Here is a 26,792-nt window from a genome sequence, read left to right as displayed (position 1 = left end):
TATTAATTACTGCGTGAATTCTGAATAAAAATAATTAGTCAGTAAGTCATAAGTTCCAGATTTCTGTTATTCCAGTATAGTATCGTTGCGGTTGAGTCAATTGCTAATTTTTCAAATATTTTGGTTTCTCTATTAAATGAAAGAACCGTTGATCTGTTCAAAAACACAGTATTTAAACCTATCAAAAGGCTACCTGAACTGTCGATTACCGGCTTCAGAACTTCATTTAATATTAGTTGCTGAGATGGGCCCTGAAGGGAAAGCAATACAATTCCCGTAGTATCTACCCCCCGTAGGATTAAAGCTTCAGGAAAACCATTCCGAAAAACATGCGCTCCAAAATATTCTTCAGGAAGATTGACTACATACATCTTATCTGCCTTACTCCTATATGCAACCATATCATCCAATATAACCTTACTTATTTCATCAGCTTTCTTCCAGATTTTATTACTGTTATGAAGGCAAAACAAAAAATACCCAAGAAGTAAACTTGTAGCCCAACGCAACTGAACACTGGAACACAACTGAACTAAACTATATGCCAGCAAAATAGAGAAATAAAAAGAAGGGAAATAATATAACCTGTCGCCTTCCAGTGTTCTGGTACTTATTCCAAATAATGAAGGTAAAACAAAGGAAAGCCCAAATGAAATCAGGATTGAGAAAAACACTCCGCGGCCCGACTTATCATGCTTTAAAAGCCTTATGGAGAAAAATAACAAAACAATCCCAGCAATAAGACTAAAAATTATCATCCAACTTTCGGCCAAACCAGGTGGTAAAATGAATCTTCCTGATGCCTTGAAAACTTTAAGCACCAACACAATTGGTGAAAAATCAAAAATCCGATTACCATAATCACCAACAATCAGTCCAACAAAGTAATATCGAACCAATAAATTTAATAGTGCTGTTATCAAAAAAATCAAAGACCATTTCCACCAATTTTTACTCGCTCTTTTATTTGCCAAAAGTAGTGTAGGGACAATCAGGGGCACAAGGATTGTGTTCTCATAAGTACTTAAGGATAAAAAATATAAAACACTAACAGTAATAACCCAGATACCATCCGGGTTTCGAATTAAAGAAAGATAAATAGCAAGAACAGCAAATAAAGTAGCTAGGCTTGAACCACGGCCAACTGCCCATAGTAATGATTCATGATGAAACGGATACAGAATAAAAAATAATGTTGCGCATAACGCAATGACTGTTTTTTTTTCTATTTCAGAAAACAAGACCAGACAACTCTTATAGATCATTAATCCGCATAAAGCATGAATTAATATATTAAAAAACACGTAGGACCAGCCTTGATTTCCACTTATCTGGTAACATAGATAAAGTGTAATATCTGATACAGGCCTGAAAAAACTGTTCAGATTAAAAAAAAGGCCTTTAGACACCTTTAATACTACTTCATGATCATCAGAAGAAAGTCCCTTGTGTAACAAAGAACCATAAACGAGCAGCGTTATAAACAGACAAAGGACGAATACGGTAACCTGTACTAACCGAGACCCTAATCTTGCTGACAAATTAATCATCGTATTAAATACATTTTCCCATATCCCCTGGTAAAATATTTATCAGTATTGTCGCCATCTGCCCTGAACTTATCCAATTTAATTCCATTAAGAGTTGAAACGACACGATACAAATAAACTCCATTTGCCAATCTTTGTCCGAACTGATCTGTTCCATCCCACTTGTATTCCGTTATATTTCGGCCTATACGCAAAGGTCCAAGTTCATCACCTGTGATTTCACGAACTACCTTTCCTGTTACGGTCAGAATCTGAATCTTGAAATTTGTTGGTATTTCACTTCCGGTAAGTGTAAACACAAATGCTGTAGATGTACTGAATGGGTTTGGATAGTTTAACAAGTTTGATATCATAGGCTTATTTACCACCTTGAATTCAATGGAATATCCGGCTCTGCCTGCAGTATTTTCACTGGCATCTTTGCCTACAACAGTCAATTCATAACTATCAATGCCTGATTCCTGATCAAATGTTTGCAAGAATGCAGGAGTAAAATCAATAGTGGCAGTATTATCTGTACCTGCAACAGCTGGAGTAAACCTAACTGTATCATTGTCAAACCTATAATTTTTTATAGTACCATCAGGGAATTTAACCTGAATTCTCATCAGGGAGGTATCTTTTAACAATAAGAACTTTGATTCGTCTTTCAATTTGATTTGAATCCTAGGCTTAGCAGATACTATATCACCATTTAAAATATGAACTCCATCAAATGTTACATCCAGTAATGGATTGGTGTTATCACCTTTTACAAATAAATTTCTGAAAAGAAAATTATTAAATCTATACTGTTCAGGTTGATGAAAATCCGGGTTAAAGTCAACATACAAAGTGTTCAACCCAGGATAGTTCTTTGTATCAATGGTATAATTGAACCTCAATGTATCCTGTCCCGGGAGCGGTTTTTGCATTTGAACCGGAAGTTCAGTAGTAACATTATTTGCATCAGCTATCGTTACCTTAACTTTTAAACTATCAAATGCAACACTCGTAATATTTTTAAATGCAATACCAAAATTTACAGGTTCACCAATTTCAGCTGTGTCTTTAGCGGAAAGATATAATTTAGGAACTATAGCTCCTTCCGGAACCGGATCATAAATTAATTTCCAGTAACTCAATTGGAACGGTGTATAGTTAATCGCGTCCTTATTCTGCATGTATAACTGTACATAGGGATAGGTTTCCGCATTTATATCGGAAATATCAACTATTCGCTCATCAGCTTTGATCTCTTTAAGTACCACCGGACTATTATCTGCTCTAATACCACGTAATTGAATTGTTACTTCATCCGGAATACCTGTCTCCAAATATTTACCTTCCCATCGTAACTCTTTCCAGCTTTTTGCCGGTCCGAATCTAGGTGAAGTAATCATCCCAATGGAGTCTGGTGAGGCTACATTCGTCGAAATAAAAAAACGATCGTACAAGCCAGCAGACACCCTTGTTTGAGGTACAAAAGAAGGATCATTTTTCTTATAGATCAATCCCCAGCATTTAGGAGCATTTACTTCATCAATATTGGTAAATCCTGCATTAAGTAATTTGTGGTAAAGAGAATTATTTGATCCATACAGTGCTGTATCTGCTCTCCAGGTAGAACTGTATGAAGCATTATTAGCAAAATCAATTGACCGTACTATCACATAATAACCATCCGGAATTGAATCCATCATATCCATCATCAGTTTCCTGGATGCAGCGGTCATGTAGGAGAATTCAAAATTCCAGTTTCGCGAAGGCTGACAATTAGCAGACGCACTCCCAAACCGATTTAAATTCTGACCATTCTCATCTACGTTTTTCCAAGGCACCATTGTTTTGGGGTCAATAACTATAAATATGAGAGAACGACCCAAACAAGCACTTTTAATAAAATCATCATCATTAATCACAATGCTAAAGTCATTGTCTTCTAATCCGGAAGTAGGATAAATACCATGTCGAACCTGAACAGAATTATTTCTGATTCCAAAATCCCATTTATTACCTTCTGCCAAAGTCATCTGCATTATTTCAGATTCCTTGTGTTGATAAAAATGTGACTGATTAAACCCAAACTGTCCGTTAGAACGATATTGAAAACTTGAAACATTCCAAATATATTCACCACCCTCCCCTGGAACCAATGCCGTTCTCCAATAATATACCACACTATCCTGAAAACTCATTTGCGGGTCAAATTCAAGCAATCCTCCTTCAGAACTTATAGTTACAGCTTTTTTAAGTGATGAATTAAAATTCGTAGTTGTGTCAATTTCCATGATATACTGTTTCAAGGAACTGAACGGGTTAGCTGTAGATGCATAAAACTTTTGCGCAGGATCTGTTACGATCGAGTAGTTATAAGGGAAAGCCGGAGATGCTTCATCTTCATAAATGAAAAAAGTCTTGGATGTACTATTATTATCCTCAACCATTTCAGAAACCCTGTCCTCTCCATCGATTACAACCGCAATTCTTCCTTGTCCTTTATGGATTGTACTAACGATTGGAAGTTGAAATTCAAGAGAATCAAGTAGTTTAGGAGCAACTCTTTTTTGATTATAGAGTACTACTTCTGTGCCATCCGGATTAATACGCTTAACCTCAACATTTACAGAATCATTTATCGCCTTGCCAATATTGTAGTATTTAATTTTAACATTAAACGTCTGATCCGATACTGAAATAAAGGAAGGACTAATTTCAACAGTTGATTCTTCAACAGCATAATCGGGTTTTTCCTGAAAATTCATTACAAGCGCCGGGTCTCCGTGCAAATTAACTTGCTCCGCATGCGCACGAGCAAGGAAATCGATCGGAGAATACCGTTGCTTCATTTCAATTAATGCATCCTTTATCACTACCCCCAACGGTCTTCCATAATCAGTTTTTCCAATCTGGTTATAAAAGGAAGTCAGGTATACACCCAGGTAATTTACTACTCCAAAATGCGTACTTGCAATGAAAGCTACCCCTCCCCGCTGTTTTGCGAGTGTAAATTTTTCAGTTAGTGTTTCATAAACCTGGAAACGACCTGCAGAATATTGAAAAAAATCTCCCGCATAGCAACCATTAACGGAAAAAACCGGATATTTTCCCTGGTTGTTGTAATCATTGGGATCTTCAATGCTGAATTCAAGCGTGTTGGCAGATGAATGTCCGAAATAGGTTAATAGACTTATCCCTTTTTCAAATTGATTTCGGATAACCTGCGCTCCTGACTGATCCTGCTGCCCACCAGCAGTTTTACATAATACTGTTGCATTTGCACCTGTTAAGGTATCATCAATCAGCGTTTTATATGAATTCATGAAATTACAGAGCTGCACTCCTAACAAAGCGTCAGTAGCTCCGGTTACATGCAAAATATTTTTCTTCCAAATCTGATCCTCAATCTGGCCAGAAATTGTTTTCTGAACCTGTTCATACTCTTTTACCTTTTCCAGGTAATCTGCAACTTCTGCGGGACGAATTACTGAAAGTCTTCCAATAGGTGTTTGAATTAGCGGATCACTGGAAGATGCAGAACTCATGAGATTATCAGAACCTGGAAATCCAAAAGTGGGCAAAAGATTCAATTCTTTTAATTGAGGCCGCATTGTGATATTATTACTGGCCCGGTAATAATTATAAGTTACCCCTTTACCAATCAGAAAAACATTCTGAAGCGGACTACTGAAATTTGCCCTGGCAAACCTTATGAAGTTTTTTATGGACAATGGATGTCCCTCTTGTCCGAATGCAAACTGATCGGTCAACTCTTCAATATCATAAATTTTTGCATTAAAACCTCCACCTATAGCACTGCTTCTATACTGGCGATAATCTTCTACCGGATTGGAACCATCCGGACCATTGAGCAAAACTTTATTGGAAATAATTAAATAATCACCCTGTAATGCTGCATTTGAAAAATCCGTAAATGTTCTAGAACTGAATGCGTTTACAATATTTGGATAACCTGTAGCAGCAACCTGACTTACCATTACCAACCTCCTTATATTTACAGAACCCGGCAGTGCAAATCTAAATACACCCGCAACCTGTGTATTCGCTACATACCGCTCCTGGTTTTCCAGGTCATACAGAACTGGTGCAACTCCCCCGCTATTGAAATTTCTGATTTCAAGAAAATATCCATTGGTACGCGGCTGCAGCTCAAATGCAAATGTTCGGGCATTATTAAAATTAAACTCCCTCGCATAGGTCAATTCATAAAAAGAAATTACCATTCTGTCCAGGTAAGGATCAGGTCCAGTTGCAGGAGCCGGCGGCTGAACATTTGTAAATGCTACTGATGCTGTACCGGTTGCCAGCAAGGCATTCGGAACAGGAACCGTAGCAACCAGATCAGAAAAAAAGTTCATTGAGTTTTCATAAAGTTGGTTACCATTCAACTCCACTCGTACTCTCCTGGTTTTGGTTGTATTTCCAAAAGCACCAAACTGTAGTGTAGCATCGGGTCCGCCAACAAAAGGTCTAAGGTTTGTCTGGTTGTCTGTACGCGTTATACGTTGTCTTATTTCATTACTGGAAAAAAATTCACCTCTATCGTAAGAAGAAGAAAAAACATACTGCTCAAGATCAGCCGCAAATCCCGGATTTAATCTTTCCTTGTAATCTCTTGCCAATTTAAAGATGAAAAATGGCTCGGCGGGAAGTGTATTGGACGATACATCATTATTAATTGAAGTAAATCGCTTGTTAGGCAATGACGACTCAACAGTCAAAAAATAAATCGCAGTATCAACATGCAAATTATATTTTGTCCTGTGCTGAAACTGTTCTTCCCGATATAAAACCCGATCAGTTGTTCCATCATTGGCCAAACCCCAGAATTCAATATAACCATCTGCAGGTAAAACCCCGGAATTGACTGAAGTGAATATGGGAACTTCTACACCATTTCGATATAAACGAAAATGCTCAGCAGGTGTCGAATTCAGACCAATTGTTGAAAGAGATACAGCGGGAATTCTATACAACCCATCAGCTCCTACCTTGAACTTATAATAGGTCTTATTGTAATCAATCCATTCATTATTAAAGGGCTGAGCAAATGAAGTAAATCCGGTTGCCAGTAACACAACCAGCATAATCAATAAACGATTGAAGGAATTCTTTCGGTTCAGATACATATGCTTAATCAGTTACTTTTGTTCTTTGATTTTTTGACAAGGTCAAGTTTCAATGAAAATACGTGCGTATACAGGGGATTGGATTGGTTCGCCAGGTTGGTAAAGGCATAATCAATCATCACATTCTGCAATCGAAATCCTGCTCCAATAGCAGGTTGATAAATCCAAACCTTTTTCTGATAGGTACTGTCATTATCATCCAATGCTTTTTGAAAATTGTTTATGCCCGCACGTACAAAAAATACTTTTTTAACGGAGGCTTCCAGTCCGATTTTTGGATCCACACTCAAAGCAGAGCTACTGATCACTGTATTACGCCTGCCATCAAACGTAAAGTCCAGATTGGCTTCTGCCAGCAGGTCAATCGATTTACTTATTTTAAAGTTATAGGAAGCTCCCGCAATCAGTTTGGGTGCAGTTAGTTCATTCGACTTTACAGGAACATCGTTCTGTGTAACATAAAACACTTCCCTCATTTTGTCGTTTATGTTATATGTCCAGGCATTGAAAGTGGTGGTCACATCTCTGGCAACCACGCCTATCTGCAATCGTTTGTTGATGTACTGAATACCCGCATCGAAACCAAATCCCCAGGCTGTTGCAAAATCACCCGCTTTTCGATGTATGACTTTAGCATTAAAACCAAGATTGAGTTTTTTATCAGTGGACCCCTTCATTTTCAGTTCCTGCGCATAAGAAAAAAGAAAGGCATAGTCAGCAGAAGAAAAGGTTGTGATGTTATCAAAATTAATAGTACCATCCGGTTCCACCAGGAAAACCGTATTTGGAATATCATCTACTGCAAACCGCAGTACCGATAACCCGATTGTTCTTTTACCATCTTTCAGGGGAAGTGCAATATTGGCATAATCGTATTTGCCGATACCAGCAAAATATTCGGCATGCATAATGTTCACCTGGGCCTGGTTCTTAACATGCACCAGCGCAGCCGGGTTCCAATAACCCGCCGTACCATCAGAAACAGAAGCTACCTGCGCCGAGCCCATACCCAGCCCTCTTGCTCCGGCGCCTATATTCAGAAATTCATTGGAATACTTTCGAAACTGTGCCGACAGCGCCATTGGCACCATCAAAAGGCAGAATAAGAATCCTCGGTTAATTAGGTTCATCAGACAACTTTCAGGATAAGCAAAGATTACGCTAATGGACTAAAACGCCGCCGCCCGGCCAATATTGCCTTTCGCCGGCTAATCCGATTACGTTAGTTTTGCTGCAAATTGCAGCATTTTTTATGAATTTAATAGAAGAATTACGATGGAGAGGCATGTTGCAGGATATCATGCCCGGAACAGAGGAACAATTAAACAAAGAAATGACTTCGGCCTATATTGGCTTTGATCCAACCGCAGACAGCCTTCACATTGGCAGCCTGGTTCCCATTCTTCTTTTAATTCATCTTCAAAAAGCCGGTCATAAGCCGTTTGCCCTGATCGGAGGAGCTACCGGAATGGTCGGCGACCCCTCTTTTAAGGCCGAAGAGCGTAAAATGCTGGATGAAGTCACCCTAGAGAAAAACCTGGCCGGCATCCGTGCCCAATTGGAAAAATTCCTGGATTTTGACCCCTCCCGGTCGAATGCCGCTGAAATTGTAAACAATTACGATTGGTTCAAAAACATCAGTTTCCTTGATTTTATTCGTGATGTGGGCAAACATATTACAGTTAATTATATGATGTCCAAGGATTCTGTGAAGAAAAGAATTGAAGGAGACAGCGGTATTAGTTTCACAGAATTTACCTACCAACTGATCCAGGGATATGATTTTTACTGGCTAAACCAGCATAAAAACTGTAAACTCCAGATGGGCGGCAGCGACCAGTGGGGGAATATTACCACCGGTACCGAACTGATTCGGCGAATGGGCGGTGGTGAGGCTTTTGCCTTTACCTGTCCCCTCTTAACCAAAGCTGATGGCGGTAAATTCGGTAAAACTGAAAAAGGTAATGTTTGGCTCGATCCGGAGAAAACATCCCCCTATCAGTTCTACCAGTTCTGGCTGAATGCCTCCGATGAAGATGCCACCAAATGGATCAAGATATTCACGTTCCTGCCCAAAGCTGAAATTGAGTCACTTCAACAGGAACACCAGGCAGCCCCGCATCTGCGTCTGCTTCAAAAAAAACTGGCAGAAGAAATTACCAGCCTGGTACATGGAAAAGAATCTTACGAGTTTGCAGTGAAGACTTCTGATATCCTTTTCGGAAATGTTACTACAGAGGTTATCAAAAGCCTGACTGAAGAACAGTTACTCCAGGTCATGGAAGGAGTACCCCAGCATGAATTTCCATTAGAACGTATAGGTGATGCTACAGATATTGTTACCCTGCTCGCAGACACCGGCATCTTCCCCAGTAAAGGCGAAGCGCGTAAAATGGTTCAGAGTGGAGGCGTAAGCATCAATAAAGAAAAGATACCAGCCATTGATTTTAAACCCGGAACCGAACAGTTGCTGCATAACCGCTACTTCCTAATCCAAAAAGGTAAAAAGAATTATTACCTGGTGAAGGCGGTCTGAATTTCGTACATTAGGGAAGACGCTTGTACTATGAAAAAATCTTCCCTTTTGCTGCTGTTTATCAGCTGGGCTTGCCTTCTTCAGGCACAACCTGACATTCAACGAAAGTTCCAGGCACAATTCATTGAAGTGGACAATAACGGATTGTTGGAACTACCGGAAGGCATTTTCACCATTACCGGCACCCTTTCTATGGACGGCAAACAGGGGGTTACCATTCGTGGTAAAGGACCAGATAAAACCATCCTGAATTTCGCCGGACAAATCTCCGGTGCAGAAGGAATACGAATCACCAATGGCTCCAACATAACGATTGAACAACTCACTGTTCAAAATACAAAAGGAGATGCCATTAAAACACAACTGGTGGATGGTATCCGCTTTCTGAATGTAAAAACAGAATGGACCCGTGGTGCACATTCATCCAATGGTGGATATGGTATCTATCCGGTTCAATGCCAGCGGGTATTGATCGACAGTTGTTATGCCAGGGGAGCAAGTGATGCAGGAATTTACGTAGGGCAATCGCACCATATTATAGTTCGTAATTCAACCGCTACAGAAAATGTTGCAGGAATTGAAATTGAGAATTCCCTTTATGCCGAAGTACACAACAATAAGGCGTTCAACAATACCGGCGGAATACTGGTATTTGACTTACCTGATCTCATTGTAAAAAGAGGCGGGTTTACCAAACTTCACAATAATGAAGTGCTGAATAACAACCATAAAAATTTTGCACCTAAGGGAAACATTGTTGGCAAAGTTCCACCCGGAACCGGGATAATGATACTGGCTTCCAATCATGTTGATATATATGATAATCGCATTATTAATAACCGTACAGCAGGTACAGTAGTGGTTAGCTATTATATCACTGAAAATCCGATCAGCGACAGCAGTTATAATCCCTATCCATCAGCAATTTCTATCCACGACAATTTCTACGAAAGAAAAAACCAAAGGGCTACTATGCAAGGCAGGATGGGCAAATTATTTCGGTTCAAATTACGCTTTGGGAAAAAGGTGCCGCATATTCTGTATGATGGTATCCCGGATCCACAAGCAGCAGGTAAACCCGCCATCTGTATTTCCAATAACCTTAACCAAAGTTTTGCCAACATCGATGCTGCCAATGGATTCAAAAATATTAGTCGCGATGCCAGTCCGTATTCCTGCAAGCTCTCCATTCCCGTTAATGTTCAAATGTAATGAAAACCTTTTCGATTTTTTGTGTACTGCTGCTCAGCTTGGGACTGATGAGTCACTTAGATAGCACTGTATCATCCTTCACTACTAAAGAAAAATTATCCGATTATCAATTTTTCGTTGGGCGACTTGCGGAATTAAATCCGGCAGCCGGAGTCATACGCTATGAATTGAACAGTTCGCTCTTTAGCAACTATGCAGAGAAACTAAGATTTATCGTGTTACCTGAAAAGGGCCAAATGAATTATCACCCTACCCAGCCATTTCAGCTACCCATAGGAACGGTACTCATTAAGCACTTTTATTACCCGCTGGACTTCAGCAATCCAGGCAAGGGGCGGAAACTGATTGAAACCCGCCTCCTAATCCATGAAGCAACGGGATGGAATGCCTTACCTTATATCTGGAATGAGGAACAAACAGAAGCTTATTATGATATAGCAGGCGATACGCGCACTGTTTTATACATCGATCATAAGGGTAAAAAACAACGTACCAATTATGTGATACCGAATAAAAATCAATGTAAGGGTTGCCATACCAATGGTAAAGAATTTCTTCCGATAGGCATTAGTGCTAGACATCTGAACAAGACCGTTAGTTTCGGTGATACCAGAGTAAATCAGTTGAGCGAATGGGCAAATAAGGGCTGGTTAAAAGGATTACCTATTGATGGAATTCCAGCCAATGCAGATTGGGAAAATACAACAGCTTCACTCAATGAGAGAGCCCGTTCCTATCTGGATATCAACTGCGGGCATTGTCACAGTCTGGGCGGACCAGCCAATACCTCGGGACTTTTTCTTGATATACATAACCAGGACCCTCACTTGCTGGGTATCCATAAAACACCGGTTGCAGCTGGCAGGGGATCAGGTAATTTAAATTATGCCATCGTGCCTGGTAAACCGGAAAAATCGATTCTGGTATACCGCATGAATACAAATGATCCTGGTATTGCCATGCCGGAATTAGGCAGGGAGCAAATTCACAAGGAAGGGGTAACCTTAATCAGCGATTGGATCAGGTCTTTGCAAACTCAGTAATTGCCTGTACCAGGGTATCCAATTGACGGGTAGTGGTGTACACATGTGGAGTAATACGAACCCCTTTAATATTTTCCCACTCAATTCCAACTGTGTGAATTTTGTATTTATTAAAAAGGAACTGATCTAATTCTGCCGGTTTTCGGTTTTTTACAGCAACCAATCCAATAGCGCAAGCAAAGCCAGGCTTTAAAGAAGTCCCCAGTTCCACACCAGGTATTTTTTCAACCTTTTCCATCCAATAATTTTTCAGGTAATGAAGTCGTTTTTCTTTCCGTTCCGAACCAATCATTTCCTGGAATTCAATTGCTTTACCGATAGCCTGCTCAATGAAAAAGGGCCGGGTACCCAGATTTTCAAATTTGCGGATATTTGTTTCTTGTCCGGCTGGTGCACCAAATAATGGATACAAGTTTTCAATTTTTTCTTTTCTTACATATAGAAATCCGGTTCCGATGCAGGCGCTAAGCCATTTATGTAAACTTGTACCAAAATAATCCGCCCCCAGTTCATCTATACGAAATTGAAAATGCGCAAAACTGTGCGCTCCATCCACCAATACCTCAATTCCGCGTGCACGTGCCTGACCAGCAATGGTACGAACCGGCAGTATCTGTCCATTCCAGTTGATGATATGTGTGATGTGCACCACACGTGTGCGATTGGTGAACGCTTTTACATATTTCTGGGTAAGGTAGTCATTGTCTTCTGAAGGCAAGTCTAGGTTTATCCAAACCAGTTTAATCCCATCTCTTTTTTCCCGCTGCTTCCACGCATTGATCATATTGGGATAATCCTGTTTGGAAAGCACCACTTCGTCGCCCGCTCTCAGTGGAATACCAAAAATGGCCGTTTCCAGTGCTTCTGACGCATTACGCTGAATGGCCAGCTCTTCGGGATCACATCCCGCCAGCCTGGCGAGGTTCGCACGCAAAGGTTCTCTACCCTGGTCCAGTATCCTCCACATGAAATAACTGGGACCTTCATTACTGAGGTCATGATAACGTTTCATAGCATCCTGTACAACCTTAGGAGACGGACTAACTCCCCCATTGTTCAGGTTTATAATAGAGGGGGAAACAGTATATGCCTGCTGAATGCTATACCAGAAATCCTCTTCTGAAGCCAGGCGCTCTGCATCTACTGACCGGAACTTTGAAAGACTTTCTTCCAACTGGCGGCTCCATGCAGGTACTGAAGCGCTTATGAACAAGGAGCTTAAACCTAGTTTTGATAACTGTTGCAGAAAATTTCTGCGGGAAGCTGCTAACATGTTTGAAAATTAAGCAATTAGAGGATTTAAGAAGATATCCTCTTTTTGGAATTTTTTTTTGGCAGAAATGGACACACCCTTTATTTTTGCACTCCCTTAAGGGACGGATTGCCCGATAGTATAATGGTAGTACGACAGATTTTGGTTCTGTTTGTCTAGGTTCGAATCCTGGTCGGGCAACAAAAAGCAGGTTTAACAACCTGCTTTTTTTATCTTTCCAACCGAATGGACATTGAATCTTTCCGTCAATATTGCCTTTCTTTTTCAGATGTCACCGAAGAATTTCCATTCGGACCCGAAACGCTTGTTTTTAAGGTAAAAGGGAAAATGTTTGCACTCACAGATGTAGATTTATTCGAAAGCATCAATCTGAAAGCTGATCCGGATGAAGCAATCGAATTAAGGGAACGCTATCCTGCCGTGCAGCCTGGATATCATATGAACAAGAAACACTGGAATACAATTATTATGGACAACTCTATTCCTGACAGGGTTATAAAGGAATGGATTGATATTTCCTATAAACTCGTTAGGTCCAGCCTTCCAAAATCTCAGCGATGAAAAGGATCAGGCCAGGTATTGTTGCATTTTCAGCAAACAGGCATCCAGGCTATCTTCCCATGGATAAACAGACACTCCAAAATCACGCTGGATTTTTTCAGTTGCCATAAGGCTGAAAGCGGGCCGTTTTGCGGGTGTTGGATAATCTGATGATGGAATGGGCAGCACTTCACAGTTTGCGTGAATCTTCTGACAAATAGCTTTCGCAAAATCATACCAGCTGATTTGTCCGCTATTGCAGTAATGATAGATTCCACCCGGACGGGATGCTCCTCCCGGAGCATCAAGTACCTCAATTATTTGCAGAATTGTTTTGGCCAGGTCTGCAGCATAAGTTGGAGCTCCGATCTGATCATTGACAACGTTGATTTGCGGACGTTCATTCATCAGCCGGATCATTGTTTTCACAAAATTATTTCCATAGGAAGAGTACACCCACGAAGTTCTGATGATGATGGAGGAAGGCGAGAATGACAGAGCCAGCTCCTCTCCTTTCAGTTTGGAGAGCCCATAATAATTGACGGGATTTACCGGAGCAGTTTCAGTAAGAGGAATTGAACTATTTCCATCGAATACATAATCTGTTGAAATATGAATCAGCCGGCAACTGAACTCATTACATAATTGGGCAATTTTGCCAACTGCCCAACCATTTATCAGCATTGCCTGCTCGCGCTCTGTTTCTGCTTTATCAACAGCAGTAAAGGCAGCACAATTAATACAAAAATCAGGTTGATGGATGGCAAAAAAATCAGCCATTTGTTTTTCCTGATCCAAAGGGAAATCCGCACGATCAGTAAAAAGAAATTGATACTGATGGTGATACAAGACCGAGAGTTCCTGTAATTCTGAACCCAACTGACCATTTGCCCCAGTTACCAGTATTTTTTTCATGGCTCAAATTGAAAGACAGGTTCAATATCAACAAAGCAGGGCAGTATCCGGTCCTTGTCAGAAATTTTTCTGGCTTCCTCGGGAATTTTCCAGTCGATCTCCAAAGCAGGATCATTAAACAGCACTCCTCCTTCTGCCCCTTTATTGTAAAAAGCATCGCATTTATAAAGCACTTCAGCAGTTTCACTTAACACCGAATAGCCATGTGCAAATCCTTTTGGAACCAATAATTGTTTTTTGTTTGCTGCACTTAATTCAATGCTGAACACTTTTCCGAAACTGGGAGAGTTCTTTCTGCAATCAACTACCACATCCAGGATCTGACCTTCCAGAACTCGAATTAGTTTGGTTTGTGCAAAAGGTGGAACCTGGTAATGTAAACCACGAATTACCCCATAACCTGACCTTGCCTGGTTGTCCTGTACAAATTGGTAGTGAATCCCTGCAGCCTCAAATATTGCGGCATTATAGGATTCAAAAAAATAACCCCGGTGATCACCATGAATAGTTGGTTCAAAAATCAGGAGTCCGGGAAATCCGGTTGCTGTAAATGCCATCAGGAACGGTGTTCGTATTGTTCTTTGTAATAATGCTGATAATCTCCGCTTGTAACATGCTCCACCCACTCCCGGTTATCCAGGTACCAGTCAACGGTTTTCTCCAAACCCTCCTCAAACTGAAGAGAAGGTTTCCATCCCAATTCGCGATTCAGTTTGGTGGCATCAATGGCATACCTTAAATCATGTCCAGGACGATCCGTCACATAGGTTATTAACTGAGCGGATTCTCCGGCAGTACGATCCAGCTTTCGATCCATGATTGAACAAAGCAGGTGCACAAGATCAATATTCTTCCATTCATTAAAACCACCAACGTTGTATTTTTCTCCAGGCACACCTTTGTGATAAATCAGGTCAATTGCTCTTGCATGATCTTCCACCCACAACCAATCGCGCACATTTTCACCCTTCCCATATACCGGCAATGGTTTTTTGTTCAGGATATTATTGATCATTAGCGGAATCAGTTTCTCCGGAAAATGATGGGAGCCATAATTATTCGAGCAGTTGCTCATAACCACTGGCAAATGGTAGGTATGATAATATGCCATCACAAAATGATCTGAGGCAGCTTTGGATGCGGAATAAGGAGAACGCGGATCGTAGGGAGTTGTTTCTGTAAACATTCCTTCTTCCCCCAAGGATCCATACACTTCATCTGTGGAAACATGATAAAACCGTTTTCCTTCAAAACGACCCGCCCAACTCTTCCTAGCCACATTCAGCAAATTTGCGGTACCCAGGACATTGGTTTTTACAAACTGTAAAGGATCAGCAATACTGCGGTCTACATGGCTTTCGGCTGCCAGGTGGATTACTCCATCAAAATCATAGCGGTCAAATAATTGCTGCATCCCGGCTTCATCGGTAATATCCCCCTTTTCAAAAATATAATTGGAAGCCTGCTCTATATCCTTAAGATTCTCCAGGTTACCAGCATAGGTAAGGGCATCAAGATTGACAATTTTATAAGCCGGATATTTTTTAACAAACAGCCGTACTACATGCGACCCAATAAATCCTGCACCTCCGGTAATCAATATTGTAGACATTCCATTAATGTTTATGGTTGGGTGATGTAAACTCTTTTGGTTGCTTGAAGAGCTCTTCGTAAGGGAGTGATTTAAAATACTCATAGGTTATCTTCACTCCCTCCGATCTGCTTATGGTTGGGGCCCATCCCAAAATTTCTCTGGCTTTGGTTATATCCGGCTTCCGTTGTTTCGGATCATCTTTAGGTAATGACCGGTATACGATCTTTTGTTCAGTACCGGTTAGACGAATGATTTCCTCTGCAAATTCCTTCAATGTGATCTCATCCGGATTACCAATATTTACGGGGTTGACATAATCACTCATCAGCAGGCGGTATATACCCTCAATCAGATCGTCTACATAACAGAAGGAACGTGTTTGGGATCCATCACCAAAAACAGTCAGATCTTCTCCGCGTAATGCCTGTCCGATGAATGCAGGCAAGGCCCTTCCATCATTGAGTCGCATTCTGGGACCATAGGTATTGAAGATGCGTACGATACGTGTCTCCACCTGGTGATAGGTATGATATGCCATAGTGATGGATTCCATGAAACGCTTGGCCTCATCATATACCCCTCTTGGTCCAACAGGGTTAACATTACCCCAATACTCTTCCGTTTGCGGATGAACCAGCGGATCACCATAAACTTCTGACGTGGAAGCCACCAGGATACGAGCCCCCTTGGCTTTAGCCAGTCCGAGGCAGTTATGCGTTCCCAGAGCGCCCACTTTTAGTGTCTGTATGGGAATTTTCAGGTAATCAATCGGGCTGGCCGGAGAAGCGAAATGCAGGATATAATCCAGGTTCCCCGGAACATGAATGAATTTACTTACATCATGATGGTAAAATTCGAATTGCTCCAGTTTGAACAGATGTTCAATATTCTTAAGGTCCCCAGTAATAAGATTGTCCATCCCTACAACACTGAAACCTTCTTTTATAAAGCGGTCGCAAAGATGAGAACCCAGGAATCCGGCTGCACCGGTAATTAATACTCTTTTTTTCATAGCATTATTTTGAAGCACCGGTTACTGTATTTCTGCCAACACTTTCATAATGAAATCCAAGTTCGGCAATGGCTTTTGTATCGAACAGGTTACGGCCATCAAAAATCACTTTGTTTCTCATTCTGACCACCATTTTCAAAAAATCAGGTGTTCTAAACTCATTCCACTCCGTTGCGATTACAAGGGCATCCGCATCCTGCAAAGCATCATACTGATTTTCTGCATAACTGATTTTATCTCCCAGCGCTTGCTTAACGTTCCGGACAGCTTCCGGGTCAAAAGCAGTTACCGAGGCCCCTTCCTTAAGCAATGCTTCAATTATATAGAGAGCCGGTGCTTCCCGGATATCATCGGTATTCGGCTTGAATGCCAGGCCCCATAGCGCAAACTTTTTACCCTTCAAATCATTTCCAAAATACCGGCGAATCTTAGGTAATAAATGAGTTTTTTGTTTCTCATTTACATCCATAACGGCATTCAGTATCCGAAAATCATATTCAACTTGTGATGCTGATTGAACAAGTGCCTGTACATCCTTTGGGAAACAACTTCCGCCATAGCCGATACCGGGGAATAGAAATCGTTTACCAATTCGATCATCACTTCCAATTCCTAATCTCACCATATCCACATCAGCTCCCAGTCTTTCGCACAGCTGGGCTATTTCATTCATGAAAGAAATCTTGGTTGCCAGGAAAGAGTTAGCGGCGTATTTCGTTAATTCAGCAGAACGCTCATCCATGTAAATTACCGGGTTGCCGGAACGCACAAAAGGGGCATACAAGTCTCCCATCAGTTTGCGGGCACGTTCTGAACTAACTCCAATAACCACCCGATCTGGTTTCATAAAATCATCTACTGCTACCCCCTCGCGCAAAAACTCAGGATTGGATACCACATCAAACTCACCACTGTAATTTTTTGCTACAGCTTCCCGCACTTTATCCGCGGTACCTACCGGTACTGTACTTTTATCTACCAGTATCTTGTAATCAGTCAGTAATTTCCCAATATCCTCAGCTACACCCAATACATAACGTAGATCTGCCGCACCATCAGCACCCGGAGGTGTTGGAAGGGCCAGAAAAATAATAACTGCATCTTTAATTCCATCCGCAAGACTGGTAGTAAAACTCAGCCGACCTTCTTTCAGGTTACGGAGAAATAATTTTTCAAGTCCGGGTTCATAGATAGTGATCTCTCCATTGGACAAACGATCCACTTTTGACTGATCAATGTCAACACAAATAACTTCATTACCTGTTTCAGCAAAACAGGTTCCGGTAACCAAACCTACATAGCCGGTACCAACAACTGCAATTTTCATTCGGATTTCAAGTTTAATTTTTATCTGCGAAAGCTAAAACTTCCGTCGTTATATAATCCAATTGTTCCTGATCAAGCTCTGTATGCATCGGCAAGGAAATCACTCGCTCGGTCAACCAGTCGGTAACCTCCAGTTCAAATTTATTTCCTCCCAGGGCAGCAAACATATTTTGACGGTGCGCCGGTACCGGATAGTAAATCATAGATGGAATCTGTTTCTCAGCCAGGTATTGGTGTAATTCATCCCTGTTTATTCCCTCCAAAATCAGCGTATACTGGTGAAAGACATGTTTATTATTGGAAGCGCGGTATGGAGTGGTAATTTTTTTGTGTCCGGCAAATGCCTGATCATAATAAGCTGCCGCTTTTCTCCGGGCTTCAATATACTGGTCGAGCTTGGGCAGTTTAATATTCAGCACAGCAGCCTGAATACTGTCGAGCCGGCTATTGCAACCCACCATTTCATGATAATACCGAACCTTCTGACCATGATTGGCGATCATACGCATTTTGTCAGCCAGTTCATCATTATTGGTACAGATCGCGCCACCATCACCATAACAACCCAGGTTTTTGGACGGAAAAAAAGAAGTACAGCCGATGGTTCCAATTGTTCCAGTTTTACGCGAACTACCATCTTTATAATAATAGTCACTTCCGATTGCCTGGGCATTATCCTCAATTACAGCCAATCCATGCTTGTTCGCGATTTCCATGATAGCTTCCATATTGGCTGCCTGACCGTATAAATGAACCGGTACAATTGCTTTGGTACGGGGAGTGATCGCATTTTCAATGGCTGCAGGATCAATACAAAAGGTTTTGGGATCCACTTCCACAAATACTGGCTGCAAACGCAGTAACGCCACCACTTCGGTTGTTGCTATATAGGTGAAAGATGGTGTAATCACTTCATCTCCCGGCTGAAGATCCAGCGCCATCATAGCAATTTGAAGGGCATCCGTTCCATTTGCACAGGGGATGACATGCTTGACATCCAGGTAATTGGCCAGCGACTTACTGAAGTCCTGCACAGCCTTCCCATTTATGAAGGCAGCTGAATCCAGCACCTCATGGATTGCCGCATCCACATCGGCTTTAATTTCCTGGTATTGCTTTTTTAAATCCACCATTTGTATAGGTCGCATAAGTCTCCCTCCTCTTTTAAAATGGGCACAAAAATAGCAAAATATAGGTTGGGTGGAACTTTGAATTTAGCTTTGTCGTATATTAACCAATTGATTCAGTGAGTCTTTTATTATACAATCTGTTTATTGTTTTCTACCGGTGGGCACTACTACTGGCAGCCCGCTGGAATCCCAAAGCAAAAAAATGGGTGGAAGGCCGGAAAGCATGGGAACATGCACTAATCCGGTTTCGAAAGCAGGATCAGCGGCCGCTGGTTTGGATGCATTGTGCTTCCCTTGGAGAGTTCGAGCAGGGGCGGCCCATTCTGGAATGGATACGTGCCAATTACCCGAATCATAGTATTCTGCTTAGTTTTTTCTCTCCCTCCGGTTATGAAATCCGGAAAAATTATGCGGGAGCTGATTATGTTTGTTACCTGCCAATGGACAGCGCCCGGAATGCCCGCAAATTCATTGAAACCGCCAACCCATCACTGGTTATCTGGGTGCGCTATGAATTCTGGTATCATTATCTCAATATCTTGTCTGGTAAAAATATCCCGGTTGTGCTAATTGCCGGCCGATTTCGCGAATCCCAACCTTTTTTCAGGAGCTATGGCAGGTTGCATCGCCATATGCTCACCTGCTTCCGGCATCTTTTCCTGCAGGATGATGCTTCCGCCGAGCTGCTAAGCAAGGTTGGTATTCACAAAACCACGGTAGCTGGAGACACGCGGTACGACCGGGTTTCAGCCATTGCGGAAAAATTTGAACCCATTCCGGAAATAGAACGATTTGTAGGAAATCACCCCGTCGTTGTTTGTGGCAGCACCTGGCCGGAAGATGAAGAGGAACTGGACCATTTTGCCAATACCCGTCCTGATATCCGGTTCATAATAGCTCCGCATGAAATTTATGAGGAGCACCTAAGAGACATGGAAAAATTGTTTCAACATACTATCCGTTTTTCTATATGGAAGCAGGCACCGGATGTCGGAACAACTGCCAATGTGCTGATCATCGATAATATCGGAATGTTATCGCGCCTTTATAAATACGCTACACTGGCTTATGTAGGAGGTGGTTTCGGGGACGATGGTCTTCACAACATCCTGGAAGCCGCAGTATATGGGGTCCCTGTCATACATGGTCCTGTATATGATCGGTTTCCAGAGGCCACAGAACTTATTGAGGCAGGTGGAGGCTTTGCTGTTTCAACCGCATTGGAACTGGAAAATCGCTTTCATCAGTTGCTTACAGATGAAAAGACTTTGGCTGCTGCTTCCCAGTCGGCTGCAACATTTGTTGCGAATCGCCGGGGTGCAAGTGCATTCATTCAGAATTATTTGGAGGAAAACCTTCTTCTTACGAGTTGACAAAAATGGCGCACTGTTTCTTTGGAATCATCCCACGCAAGCTTCAGTTTGAGTTCGCGCTCAATCCAGTACTCAGCTTCCTGAAGAATATTAAAGGAATTGATGGTTTTGATGCTACGCTCATACATCACTTCATCACCGCGGAATAATTCCTGTACAAACACAAAACGATCATTTATACCAATGGCTTTTTTGAGATCCCGCACAGGCTCACGGGTAAGTACATCCGCCACTTCTACTGCCCCCTGCTTCAATTTATCATTAAGGGAAGCTCCAGTTAATTGCTGACTCATTACATCATTCAGTTCTCTTATTTCCTTCTGATGTGCCAGGGTTGGGATTTCTTGCATCAGGGACTGCAGCCAATCAGAAGGCAGGGCTGTTTCTGGCTCCTGCACTTTGGGAGTCACTTCCACCACGGTTTCCACAACAACCGGAGCAGGATCCACAACAACTTTTTGAATTGAATTATTAAGAGTAGGTAATACAACCGCTACTTTAGAGTTTCCATTTCGGTGTACAGAAGCAGCCGAAGCCTGTTCCTGAAGAGCCGCTTGCAACAGTTGGGCAGTCATTAGTAATAAGGATGCCTCCGCTCCCTGGTCTGCCTGTTCCTGAAGCTTATTAATCAGTGCTCTAACTCTTTCCATTTGATATGGTACTTTTGGGTTAGTATTGGATTTCATAAAGTTATTAAAATAAAGTTGGAACTGAATCAATACTCATCAAAGGATCTGTTAACCTTTGATAAGTTGTCTGTTCCTCATCAATTGTATAGATCGTGTTTATAGAACCTACACTTAATGGCGGCCGCCGTGGATGGATTGAAGTCATCTGTGGCTCCATGTTTTCAGGCAAAACCGAAGAGCTGATCAGACGCCTGAAACGCGCCCGGATAGCCAATCTGAAAGTCGAAATTTTCAAACCGGCCATCGACGTTCGTTATGATGAACAACAAATCGTTTCCCACGACGAAAACGCTATCACATCCACACCAATTGACAATTCCCAAACCATATTATTAATGGCCTCCAATGTGGACGTGGTGGGAATTGACGAAGCCCAGTTCTTTGACGACCAATTACCTGATGTCTGTGACCAACTGGCCAGGCAGGGCATTCGGGTGATCATAGCCGGACTTGATATGGACTACCTTGGAAAACCTTTTGGGCAGATGCCCTTTCTGCTGGCCAAGGCAGATTATATCACCAAGTTGCATGCCATTTGTGTAAAATGTGGAAATATTGCCTCTTTCAGTTATAGAAAGATCGCCCGGGATAGCCTGGTTTTGCTGGGAGAAAAGGAATCCTATGAACCCCGTTGCAGAACCTGTTATGACGAAAAAAACTGATGCATGAAAGCTGTCATTGCCCTTTTTAAAAAAGACCTGCTCCTGGAGTTCCGGCAGCAATACACATTTTATGGAATTCTATTATATGTTGCCAGTACCATCTTTGTTTTGTACCTGGCTATGGGACAGCCCGAAGACCAGGTCTGGAATGGCCTCTTCTGGATGATCCAGTTATTTGTTTGTGTAAATGCAGTGGCCAAAAGTTTTCTGCAGGAAAGCCGTGGCCGGCTACTCTATTTTTACAGCATAGCCGGGCCCAGGGATTTTATTTTATCCAAACTACTGTTCAATGTTTTACTTATGGGTTTACTAAGCCTGGTTTCCTGGATCCTTTTTGGTTTGTTATTAGGAAACCCAGTTCAGAATGGACTCCGGTTCATGGGTTTGGCGGTTTTTGGTGGATTGGGACTCAGTCTTGTTTTTACCTTTTTATCAGCGATTGCTGCCCGCGCACAACAAAATGCAGCTCTTATGGCCATCCTCGGCTTTCCGTTAATTATTCCTCAAATTTTATTGATGATGAAGCTGGCCAATACCGCATTTAGCCAGGTAATTCAGGATAGTTTGGGTATGATTGTACTGTTATTGGCAGGACTTGATCTGCTGGTGGTTGCCCTGGCCATTATCCTCTTTCCCTTTCTGTGGAAGGACTGATTCTTTTCCCCTAATTTTGCCGCACTTATTCGATTTTATGCGCTTAGCCTGGTGGAAAATCCTTTGCATCCTGCAGCTACTCATCATTTCAGTAGCCGGCTTCCTGGGCGATGTACCCGCCAAACCCATTCTGAATGAAACCATTCGGAATTACTATTTCCATGTGCCCATGTGGTTTGGGATGATGATCTTCTTTATCGTTTCCGTCGTTAACTCAGTCAAATACCTGCGAAGCGGGAATCTGAAACACGATAGCCTGGCTGTTGAATATGCCAATATAGGACTGTTGTTTTGTATACTGGGATTATCAACCGGCATGATCTGGGCCAACTACACCTGGGGTAAACCCTGGAGTAACGATCCCAAACAGATTGGTGCTGCGATTGCGTTTCTGATCTATTTCGCTTACCTCGTTTTACGGAATTCCATGATTGATCCGGACAAAAGAGCAAAGATTGGAGCGGTCTATAATATTTTCGCCTTTGCAATGCTATTTCCAACTATTTGGATTATTCCCCGCCTGCTGGAGAGTCTGCACCCGGGCGGAATGGGCAATCCGGCATTGAATCCGGGTGATGTAGACAGCCGAATGAGGTACTTATTTTACTTTGTGGCTTTTCCTGGCTGGACATTATTGGGAGTGTGGGTCGCCAGTTTATCCATCCGGCTCAAAAATTTGGAAGAAAAAAAACTTCAACATGCGTAATATTAAATGGCAGGGGCTGATTGCAATCCTGCTGCTACTTTCAACCCGGTTATCTGCCCAGGCGCCCATGAATGAGGATGGACCGGTTCAGATGGCTGACGCCCTGCACACCAATGGAAAAATCTATGCAGTAGTTGCAGTTGTGGTACTTATTGTGGCAGGAATATTATTCTACCTGATCCGCCTGGACAGAAAAATCACCAAACTGGAAAACGAAGCCTGATCTTTTTTCGTTGTAAGAGAAGACGATTGCGTAAACACATATAAAAAACACCTAACAAAAAACGAACGTTATGTCTGGACATCAAGAGTACAGCTTCTTTGGAGCAGTAGAGAAGAGCTTTGACAAGGCAGCCAAGTTCACCAACTGGGATCTGGGAATTCTTGAACAAATCAAACAATGTAATTCGGTTTACCGGATGCATTTTCCGGTTAAAATCGGTGATAAGATTGAAGTTATTAAAGCTTATCGTGTTCAACACTCTCATCACAAAACACCCTGTAAAGGCGGTATCCGCTTTGCAACTGCAGTTAACCTTGATGAGGTGATGGCACTTGCTGCACTTATGACCTACAAGTGTGCAATTGTGAATGTACCATTTGGGGGAGCAAAGGGCGGTATATCCATCGACCCTAAAAAATATACCCCTTATGAACTGGAAAAAATTACCCGTCGGTATACACACGAACTGATCAAGAAAAATTTTATTGGTCCGGGTACCGACGTTCCTGCTCCTGATTATGGAACCGGCGAACGTGAAATGGCCTGGATCCTCGACACCTATATGAGTATGAAACCGGGTGAAGTGGACGCCTTAGGATGCGTAACAGGAAAGCCAGTTACGCAGGGCGGTGTTCGTGGACGCAGAGAAGCAACCGGCCTGGGTGTTTTCTATGGTATCCGCGAAGTGTGCAGCATGCCGGATGTAATGCAGCGCCTTGGTCTTGACCTCGGAATTGAGGGAAAAACCGTTGTTATTCAGGGTCTGGGTAATGTGGGTTATCATGCTGCCAAATTTTTCCGTGAAGGTGGCGCTAAAGTGATTGCTATCGCTGAATACGAAGGAGCAATAATGAATCCAGACGGACTGAATGAAGACGAAGTATTCCAGCACCGCAAAAAAACAGGATCCATTCTGAATTTCCCCGGAGCATTGAACCTGGCGAATTCCAATGATGCATTGGAACTGGATTGCGAGATTTTGATTCCTGCCGCCCTTGAAAATGTAATCAATGGTGAAAATGCACCCCGTATTAAAGCACGTATTATTGGAGAAGCTGCGAATGGTCCATTGACCCCTGAAGCAGATGAAGTTTTTGCTTCCAAAGGAACCCTGGTTGTACCTGATATGTACCTGAATGCCGGTGGTGTAACCGTCTCCTATTTCGAATGGTTGAAGAACTTGAGCCATGTTCGCTATGGCCGTTTGGAAAAGCGTTTTACAGAAAATCAGAATAAAAATATCATCAACCAGATTGAGAGCCTGACCGGAAAAAAAGTAGCCGAGAATCACAAAATCATGATCGAACACGGTCCGGATGAGGTGGATCTGGTTTATTCCGGACTGGAAGAAACCATGATCACAGCTACCCGTGAAATCATGGAATGCTGGAAGCAAAATCCATCTATTCCGGATATGCGTACAGCCGCCTATGTAGTTGCCATCAACAAAGTAGCTACCAGCTACAATGAACTGGGCATTTTCCCGTAAGAGATTTTATAGATTAATTGAAAGGTGTTGGTGTTATCATCAACACCTTTTTTAATAGGCGGGGAAGTCTGCGAGAACAGACAATCTTCCTTCTGCCCGGTGATAAATCATCGCTTCCGCACCATTCGTAATTACTAAATAACTAACCGGAATTGCCAGGTTATACCGCAAAATCTGATGCAATACAGCTTCGCTGAGCTGAATATCCATAGCCTTGCATTCCACCATTAGCCAGGGCTTGTGCTCCTGATTATAAACCAGCAAATCAAACCGCTTTTTTAATTCACCTAACTGCATATTTTTTTCAACAGCGATATATGCCTGTGGATATCCTTTAACAACTAAGAGATATTGCAGCACATGCTGACGCACCCATTCCTCAGGTGTCAGCACCAGCCATTTTTTTCGGATCGGATCAAAGACCAGCCGCTGACCATTTGATTCTTTCCATTTCAGACTGATATCGGGATAAACCATTCGGATCATTTGCCAAAGCTATGATTCGAAAATCGTATATTGCTGAAATTGATTTGTCAGAAAGGAAAAACTAATGCCATGAAAACAAAAGAGGAAATAGTGCAGAACTGGTTGCCAAGATATACCGGTCAACCGCTTGAGAACTTTGGGAAATACATACTGCTCACCAATTTCAGTAACTATGTGGAATGGTTTGCCAAATGGCACAAAGTGGACGTTGTTGGCTATGGCAAACCTATGCAATGTGCTACAGCAGAGGATATCACCATTATCAATTTTGGAATGGGTAGTCCGACTGCAGCCACAGTAATGGACCTGGTAACCGCCATTGAACCCAAAGCTGTGTTGTTTCTTGGAAAATGTGGTGGTTTAAAAAAGCGAAACAAGGTGGGGGACCTGATTTTGCCCATAGCAGCTATTCGTGGAGAGGGTACTTCCAATGATTATTTCCCTCCGGAAGTACCGGCACTGCCAGCATTCGCCTTACAAAAAGCGGTATCCACCACAATCCGGGATCACGGTGTGGATTATTGGACGGGTACTGTTTATACCACCAACAGAAGGGTTTGGGAGCACGATGAAACATTTAAGGAATACCTGCAGCAGGTACGGGCATATGCGATAGATATGGAAACCGCTACCATTTTTTCGGTTGGGTTTTACAATAAGATTCCAACCGGCGCCTTGTTGCTGGTGAGTGACTCCCCCATGATACCCGAAGGCGTAAAAACAGAAGAGAGTGATAAAAAAGTTACCACCGAGTTTGTTGAGCGGCACATCAGAATAGGAATAGATTCGCTAAAACAGCTGATCAACGACGGACTAACGGTAAGGCACCTTCGCTTTTAAACTTTGCGTGATGCAGATAAACACAGTCCTGGTTAGTTTATTATTGACTAGTACGTGGTGGAGTTGTAAATCAACAGCAGTTCAAGACCAACCCGCCACTCCACTTGCCGGTAAATTGGTGATCAGTGAGATCTGCAATCACTATGTTGTTGCGTTGGTTTCAGGAAAGTTGGATCCGGCTGTATTGACTGCAAGATTTCACGATGAAAAAAGAAAGTCGGACTATACCAATGTTTTCAGCGTGGAAAGCAGGTGCAGTTTTGCCAAAGCAGGCATCAGTGAAGGAGACCTGTTTACATTTGAGATAGCCTCTTCCAATTATAAAGAAGACTGTATGGTTTGTATGGCTTATTATCCCACCCCTCCTACCCGGCTCAGTATTATCAATGTAAAAAAAATAAATCCCTGAC

24 protein-coding genes and 1 tRNA gene are annotated in these 26,792 nt (G+C 42.2%); 13 read left to right on the top strand and 12 right to left on the bottom strand.

Annotated features, from left to right (window positions below; all coding sequences use genetic code 11):
- Nucleotides 1-38: 38 nt before the first annotated feature.
- The 3 genes from MD536_RS00480 to MD536_RS00470 form a co-directional block, all read right to left on the bottom strand.
- A complete protein-coding gene (locus tag MD536_RS00480; protein WP_239594730.1) occupies nucleotides 39-1,265 on the bottom strand; it encodes a hypothetical protein in 1,227 nt (408 codons plus the stop codon).
- A 281-nt stretch (nucleotides 1,266-1,546) separates the two neighbouring features.
- Complete coding sequence (porU2, locus tag MD536_RS00475) at nucleotides 1,547-6,679, bottom strand: putative type IX secretion system sortase PorU2 (RefSeq protein WP_239594729.1); 5,133 nt, start codon at nucleotides 6,677-6,679, stop codon at nucleotides 1,547-1,549.
- An 8-nt stretch (nucleotides 6,680-6,687) separates the two neighbouring features.
- Complete coding sequence (locus MD536_RS00470) at nucleotides 6,688-7,809, bottom strand: putative type IX sorting system protein PorV2 (protein ID WP_460565181.1); 1,122 nt, start codon at nucleotides 7,807-7,809, stop codon at nucleotides 6,688-6,690.
- A 122-nt stretch (nucleotides 7,810-7,931) separates the two neighbouring features.
- Here MD536_RS00470 and tyrS point away from each other — a divergent pair, with 122 nt between their 5' ends.
- The 3 genes from tyrS to MD536_RS00455 are packed head-to-tail and all read left to right on the top strand — an operon-like array spanning nucleotide 7,932 to nucleotide 11,470.
- Nucleotides 7,932-9,215 (top strand): tyrosine--tRNA ligase, encoded by a 1,284-nt coding sequence (gene tyrS, locus MD536_RS00465; protein WP_239594727.1) that lies wholly within the window; start codon nucleotides 7,932-7,934, stop codon nucleotides 9,213-9,215.
- Between the two features lie 30 nt (nucleotides 9,216-9,245).
- Complete coding sequence (locus MD536_RS00460; RefSeq protein ID WP_239594726.1) at nucleotides 9,246-10,427, top strand: parallel beta-helix domain-containing protein; 1,182 nt, start codon at nucleotides 9,246-9,248, stop codon at nucleotides 10,425-10,427.
- Nucleotides 10,428-10,474: 47 nt separating this feature from the next.
- A complete protein-coding gene (locus MD536_RS00455; protein WP_239594725.1) occupies nucleotides 10,475-11,470 on the top strand; it encodes an SO2930 family diheme c-type cytochrome in 996 nt (331 codons plus the stop codon).
- Here the strand turns inward: MD536_RS00455 and MD536_RS00450 are convergent.
- On the bottom strand, nucleotides 11,448-12,743 hold the full coding sequence (locus MD536_RS00450; RefSeq protein ID WP_239594724.1) for an aminotransferase class V-fold PLP-dependent enzyme: 1,296 nt from the start codon (nucleotides 12,741-12,743) through the stop codon (nucleotides 11,448-11,450). The genes MD536_RS00455 and MD536_RS00450 overlap by 23 nt on opposite strands.
- A gap of 109 nt (nucleotides 12,744-12,852) precedes the next feature.
- On the opposite strand from MD536_RS00450, the gene MD536_RS00445 reads away from it, so the two are divergent.
- Together MD536_RS00445 and MD536_RS00440 are read left to right on the top strand one after the other, a co-directional pair.
- A tRNA-Gln gene (locus MD536_RS00445) sits at nucleotides 12,853-12,923 on the top strand.
- Between the two features lie 45 nt (nucleotides 12,924-12,968).
- Nucleotides 12,969-13,304, top strand: coding sequence for an MmcQ/YjbR family DNA-binding protein (locus tag MD536_RS00440; protein ID WP_239594723.1), 336 nt, complete (start codon nucleotides 12,969-12,971; stop codon nucleotides 13,302-13,304).
- A gap of 6 nt (nucleotides 13,305-13,310) precedes the next feature.
- On the opposite strand, the gene rfbD is transcribed toward MD536_RS00440, so the two are convergent.
- From rfbD to MD536_RS00410, 6 genes are read right to left on the bottom strand one after another with little or no spacing between them, the layout of a single operon-like run.
- Nucleotides 13,311-14,198, bottom strand: coding sequence for a dTDP-4-dehydrorhamnose reductase (rfbD, locus tag MD536_RS00435; RefSeq protein WP_239594722.1), 888 nt, complete (start codon nucleotides 14,196-14,198; stop codon nucleotides 13,311-13,313).
- The gene (gene rfbC / locus MD536_RS00430; protein WP_239594721.1) at nucleotides 14,195-14,755 is read right to left on the bottom strand and encodes a dTDP-4-dehydrorhamnose 3,5-epimerase; all 561 of its coding nucleotides are present in this window, start codon (nucleotides 14,753-14,755) and stop codon (nucleotides 14,195-14,197) included. Before rfbC ends, rfbD begins: the two co-directional genes overlap by 4 nt.
- Nucleotides 14,755-15,810, bottom strand: coding sequence for a dTDP-glucose 4,6-dehydratase (gene rfbB, locus MD536_RS00425; RefSeq protein WP_239594720.1), 1,056 nt, complete (start codon nucleotides 15,808-15,810; stop codon nucleotides 14,755-14,757). Before rfbB ends, rfbC begins: the two co-directional genes overlap by 1 nt.
- 4 nt (nucleotides 15,811-15,814) lie before the next feature.
- Nucleotides 15,815-16,804: a UDP-glucuronic acid decarboxylase family protein gene (locus tag MD536_RS00420; protein WP_239594719.1), complete on the bottom strand. Its 990-nt coding sequence runs from the start codon at nucleotides 16,802-16,804 to the stop codon at nucleotides 15,815-15,817.
- Nucleotides 16,805-16,808: 4 nt separating this feature from the next.
- Nucleotides 16,809-18,131 carry a UDP-glucose dehydrogenase family protein gene (locus MD536_RS00415; protein WP_239594718.1) on the bottom strand — a complete coding sequence of 441 codons (1,323 nt, stop codon included), beginning with the start codon at nucleotides 18,129-18,131 and terminating at the stop codon, nucleotides 16,809-16,811.
- A 13-nt stretch (nucleotides 18,132-18,144) separates the two neighbouring features.
- Entirely contained in the window at nucleotides 18,145-19,278 is a 1,134-nt protein-coding gene (locus MD536_RS00410) for a DegT/DnrJ/EryC1/StrS family aminotransferase (protein WP_239594717.1), read from the bottom strand.
- 98 nt (nucleotides 19,279-19,376) lie between these two features.
- On the opposite strand from MD536_RS00410, the gene MD536_RS00405 reads away from it, so the two are divergent.
- Nucleotides 19,377-20,633, top strand: a complete 1,257-nt coding sequence (locus MD536_RS00405; protein ID WP_239594716.1) for a 3-deoxy-D-manno-octulosonic acid transferase — start codon at nucleotides 19,377-19,379, stop codon at nucleotides 20,631-20,633.
- On the opposite strand, the gene MD536_RS00400 is transcribed toward MD536_RS00405, so the two are convergent.
- Nucleotides 20,600-21,283, bottom strand: coding sequence for a DUF8457 domain-containing protein (locus tag MD536_RS00400; protein WP_239594715.1), 684 nt, complete (start codon nucleotides 21,281-21,283; stop codon nucleotides 20,600-20,602). The two genes, MD536_RS00405 and MD536_RS00400, sit on opposite strands and share 34 nt — an antisense overlap.
- 131 nt (nucleotides 21,284-21,414) lie before the next feature.
- Here MD536_RS00400 and MD536_RS00395 point away from each other — a divergent pair, with 131 nt between their 5' ends.
- The 5 genes from MD536_RS00395 (at nucleotide 21,415) to MD536_RS00375 (ending at nucleotide 25,056) form a co-directional block, all read left to right on the top strand.
- Complete coding sequence (locus tag MD536_RS00395; RefSeq protein ID WP_317208100.1) at nucleotides 21,415-21,984, top strand: thymidine kinase; 570 nt, start codon at nucleotides 21,415-21,417, stop codon at nucleotides 21,982-21,984.
- 3 nt (nucleotides 21,985-21,987) lie between these two features.
- Nucleotides 21,988-22,638 carry a heme exporter protein CcmB gene (locus MD536_RS00390; protein WP_239594714.1) on the top strand — a complete coding sequence of 217 codons (651 nt, stop codon included), beginning with the start codon at nucleotides 21,988-21,990 and terminating at the stop codon, nucleotides 22,636-22,638.
- 37 nt (nucleotides 22,639-22,675) lie between these two features.
- Nucleotides 22,676-23,344: a cytochrome c biogenesis protein CcsA gene (gene ccsA / locus MD536_RS00385; protein ID WP_239594713.1), complete on the top strand. Its 669-nt coding sequence runs from the start codon at nucleotides 22,676-22,678 to the stop codon at nucleotides 23,342-23,344.
- Nucleotides 23,337-23,567, top strand: coding sequence for a CcmD family protein (locus MD536_RS00380; protein WP_239594712.1), 231 nt, complete (start codon nucleotides 23,337-23,339; stop codon nucleotides 23,565-23,567). Before ccsA ends, MD536_RS00380 begins: the two co-directional genes overlap by 8 nt.
- Nucleotides 23,568-23,637: 70 nt before the next feature.
- On the top strand, nucleotides 23,638-25,056 hold the full coding sequence (locus MD536_RS00375) for a Glu/Leu/Phe/Val family dehydrogenase (protein WP_239594711.1): 1,419 nt from the start codon (nucleotides 23,638-23,640) through the stop codon (nucleotides 25,054-25,056).
- Between the two features lie 51 nt (nucleotides 25,057-25,107).
- Here the strand turns inward: MD536_RS00375 and MD536_RS00370 are convergent, their stop codons facing one another.
- Nucleotides 25,108-25,542, bottom strand: coding sequence for a type I restriction enzyme HsdR N-terminal domain-containing protein (locus tag MD536_RS00370; protein WP_239594710.1), 435 nt, complete (start codon nucleotides 25,540-25,542; stop codon nucleotides 25,108-25,110).
- Nucleotides 25,543-25,611: 69 nt separating this feature from the next.
- Here MD536_RS00370 and MD536_RS00365 point away from each other — a divergent pair, with 69 nt between their 5' ends.
- Together MD536_RS00365 and MD536_RS00360 are read left to right on the top strand one after the other, a co-directional pair.
- Nucleotides 25,612-26,382 carry an AMP nucleosidase gene (locus MD536_RS00365; protein WP_239594709.1) on the top strand — a complete coding sequence of 257 codons (771 nt, stop codon included), beginning with the start codon at nucleotides 25,612-25,614 and terminating at the stop codon, nucleotides 26,380-26,382.
- Between the two features lie 10 nt (nucleotides 26,383-26,392).
- A complete protein-coding gene (locus MD536_RS00360) occupies nucleotides 26,393-26,791 on the top strand; it encodes a hypothetical protein (RefSeq protein ID WP_239594708.1) in 399 nt (132 codons plus the stop codon).
- Nucleotide 26,792 lies beyond the last annotated feature (1 nt).

This window comes from Flavihumibacter cheonanensis (genome assembly GCF_022352215.1).
Lineage (GTDB): Bacteria > Bacteroidota > Bacteroidia > Chitinophagales > Chitinophagaceae > Flavihumibacter > Flavihumibacter cheonanensis.
This window is presented reverse-complemented; position numbering and strand designations above follow the sequence as displayed.

Bases quoted from the DNA above. Each gene is read 5' to 3' on its own strand.
- MD536_RS00480 (WP_239594730.1), bottom strand. From the start codon at position 1,265: ATGATCTATAAGAGTTGTCTGGTCTTGTTTTCTGAAATAGAAAAAAAA.
- porU2 (WP_239594729.1), bottom strand. From the start codon at position 6,679: ATGTATCTGAACCGAAAGAATTCCTTCAATCGTTTATTGATTATGCTG.
- MD536_RS00470 (WP_460565181.1), bottom strand. From the start codon at position 7,809: ATGAACCTAATTAACCGAGGATTCTTATTCTGCCTTTTGATGGTGCCA.
- tyrS (WP_239594727.1), top strand. From the start codon at position 7,932: ATGAATTTAATAGAAGAATTACGATGGAGAGGCATGTTGCAGGATATC.
- MD536_RS00460 (WP_239594726.1), top strand. From the start codon at position 9,246: ATGAAAAAATCTTCCCTTTTGCTGCTGTTTATCAGCTGGGCTTGCCTT.
- MD536_RS00455 (WP_239594725.1), top strand. From the start codon at position 10,475: ATGAGTCACTTAGATAGCACTGTATCATCCTTCACTACTAAAGAAAAA.
- MD536_RS00450 (WP_239594724.1), bottom strand. From the start codon at position 12,743: ATGTTAGCAGCTTCCCGCAGAAATTTTCTGCAACAGTTATCAAAACTA.
- MD536_RS00440 (WP_239594723.1), top strand. From the start codon at position 12,969: ATGGACATTGAATCTTTCCGTCAATATTGCCTTTCTTTTTCAGATGTC.
- rfbD (WP_239594722.1), bottom strand. From the start codon at position 14,198: ATGAAAAAAATACTGGTAACTGGGGCAAATGGTCAGTTGGGTTCAGAA.
- rfbC (WP_239594721.1), bottom strand. From the start codon at position 14,755: ATGGCATTTACAGCAACCGGATTTCCCGGACTCCTGATTTTTGAACCA.
- rfbB (WP_239594720.1), bottom strand. From the start codon at position 15,810: ATGTCTACAATATTGATTACCGGAGGTGCAGGATTTATTGGGTCGCAT.
- MD536_RS00420 (WP_239594719.1), bottom strand. From the start codon at position 16,804: ATGAAAAAAAGAGTATTAATTACCGGTGCAGCCGGATTCCTGGGTTCT.
- MD536_RS00415 (WP_239594718.1), bottom strand. From the start codon at position 18,131: ATGAAAATTGCAGTTGTTGGTACCGGCTATGTAGGTTTGGTTACCGGA.
- MD536_RS00410 (WP_239594717.1), bottom strand. From the start codon at position 19,278: ATGCGACCTATACAAATGGTGGATTTAAAAAAGCAATACCAGGAAATT.
- MD536_RS00400 (WP_239594715.1), bottom strand. From the start codon at position 21,283: ATGGAAAGAGTTAGAGCACTGATTAATAAGCTTCAGGAACAGGCAGAC.
- MD536_RS00390 (WP_239594714.1), top strand. From the start codon at position 21,988: ATGAAAGCTGTCATTGCCCTTTTTAAAAAAGACCTGCTCCTGGAGTTC.
- ccsA (WP_239594713.1), top strand. From the start codon at position 22,676: ATGCGCTTAGCCTGGTGGAAAATCCTTTGCATCCTGCAGCTACTCATC.
- MD536_RS00380 (WP_239594712.1), top strand. From the start codon at position 23,337: ATGCGTAATATTAAATGGCAGGGGCTGATTGCAATCCTGCTGCTACTT.
- MD536_RS00375 (WP_239594711.1), top strand. From the start codon at position 23,638: ATGTCTGGACATCAAGAGTACAGCTTCTTTGGAGCAGTAGAGAAGAGC.
- MD536_RS00370 (WP_239594710.1), bottom strand. From the start codon at position 25,542: ATGATCCGAATGGTTTATCCCGATATCAGTCTGAAATGGAAAGAATCA.
- MD536_RS00365 (WP_239594709.1), top strand. From the start codon at position 25,612: ATGAAAACAAAAGAGGAAATAGTGCAGAACTGGTTGCCAAGATATACC.
- MD536_RS00360 (WP_239594708.1), top strand. From the start codon at position 26,393: ATGCAGATAAACACAGTCCTGGTTAGTTTATTATTGACTAGTACGTGG.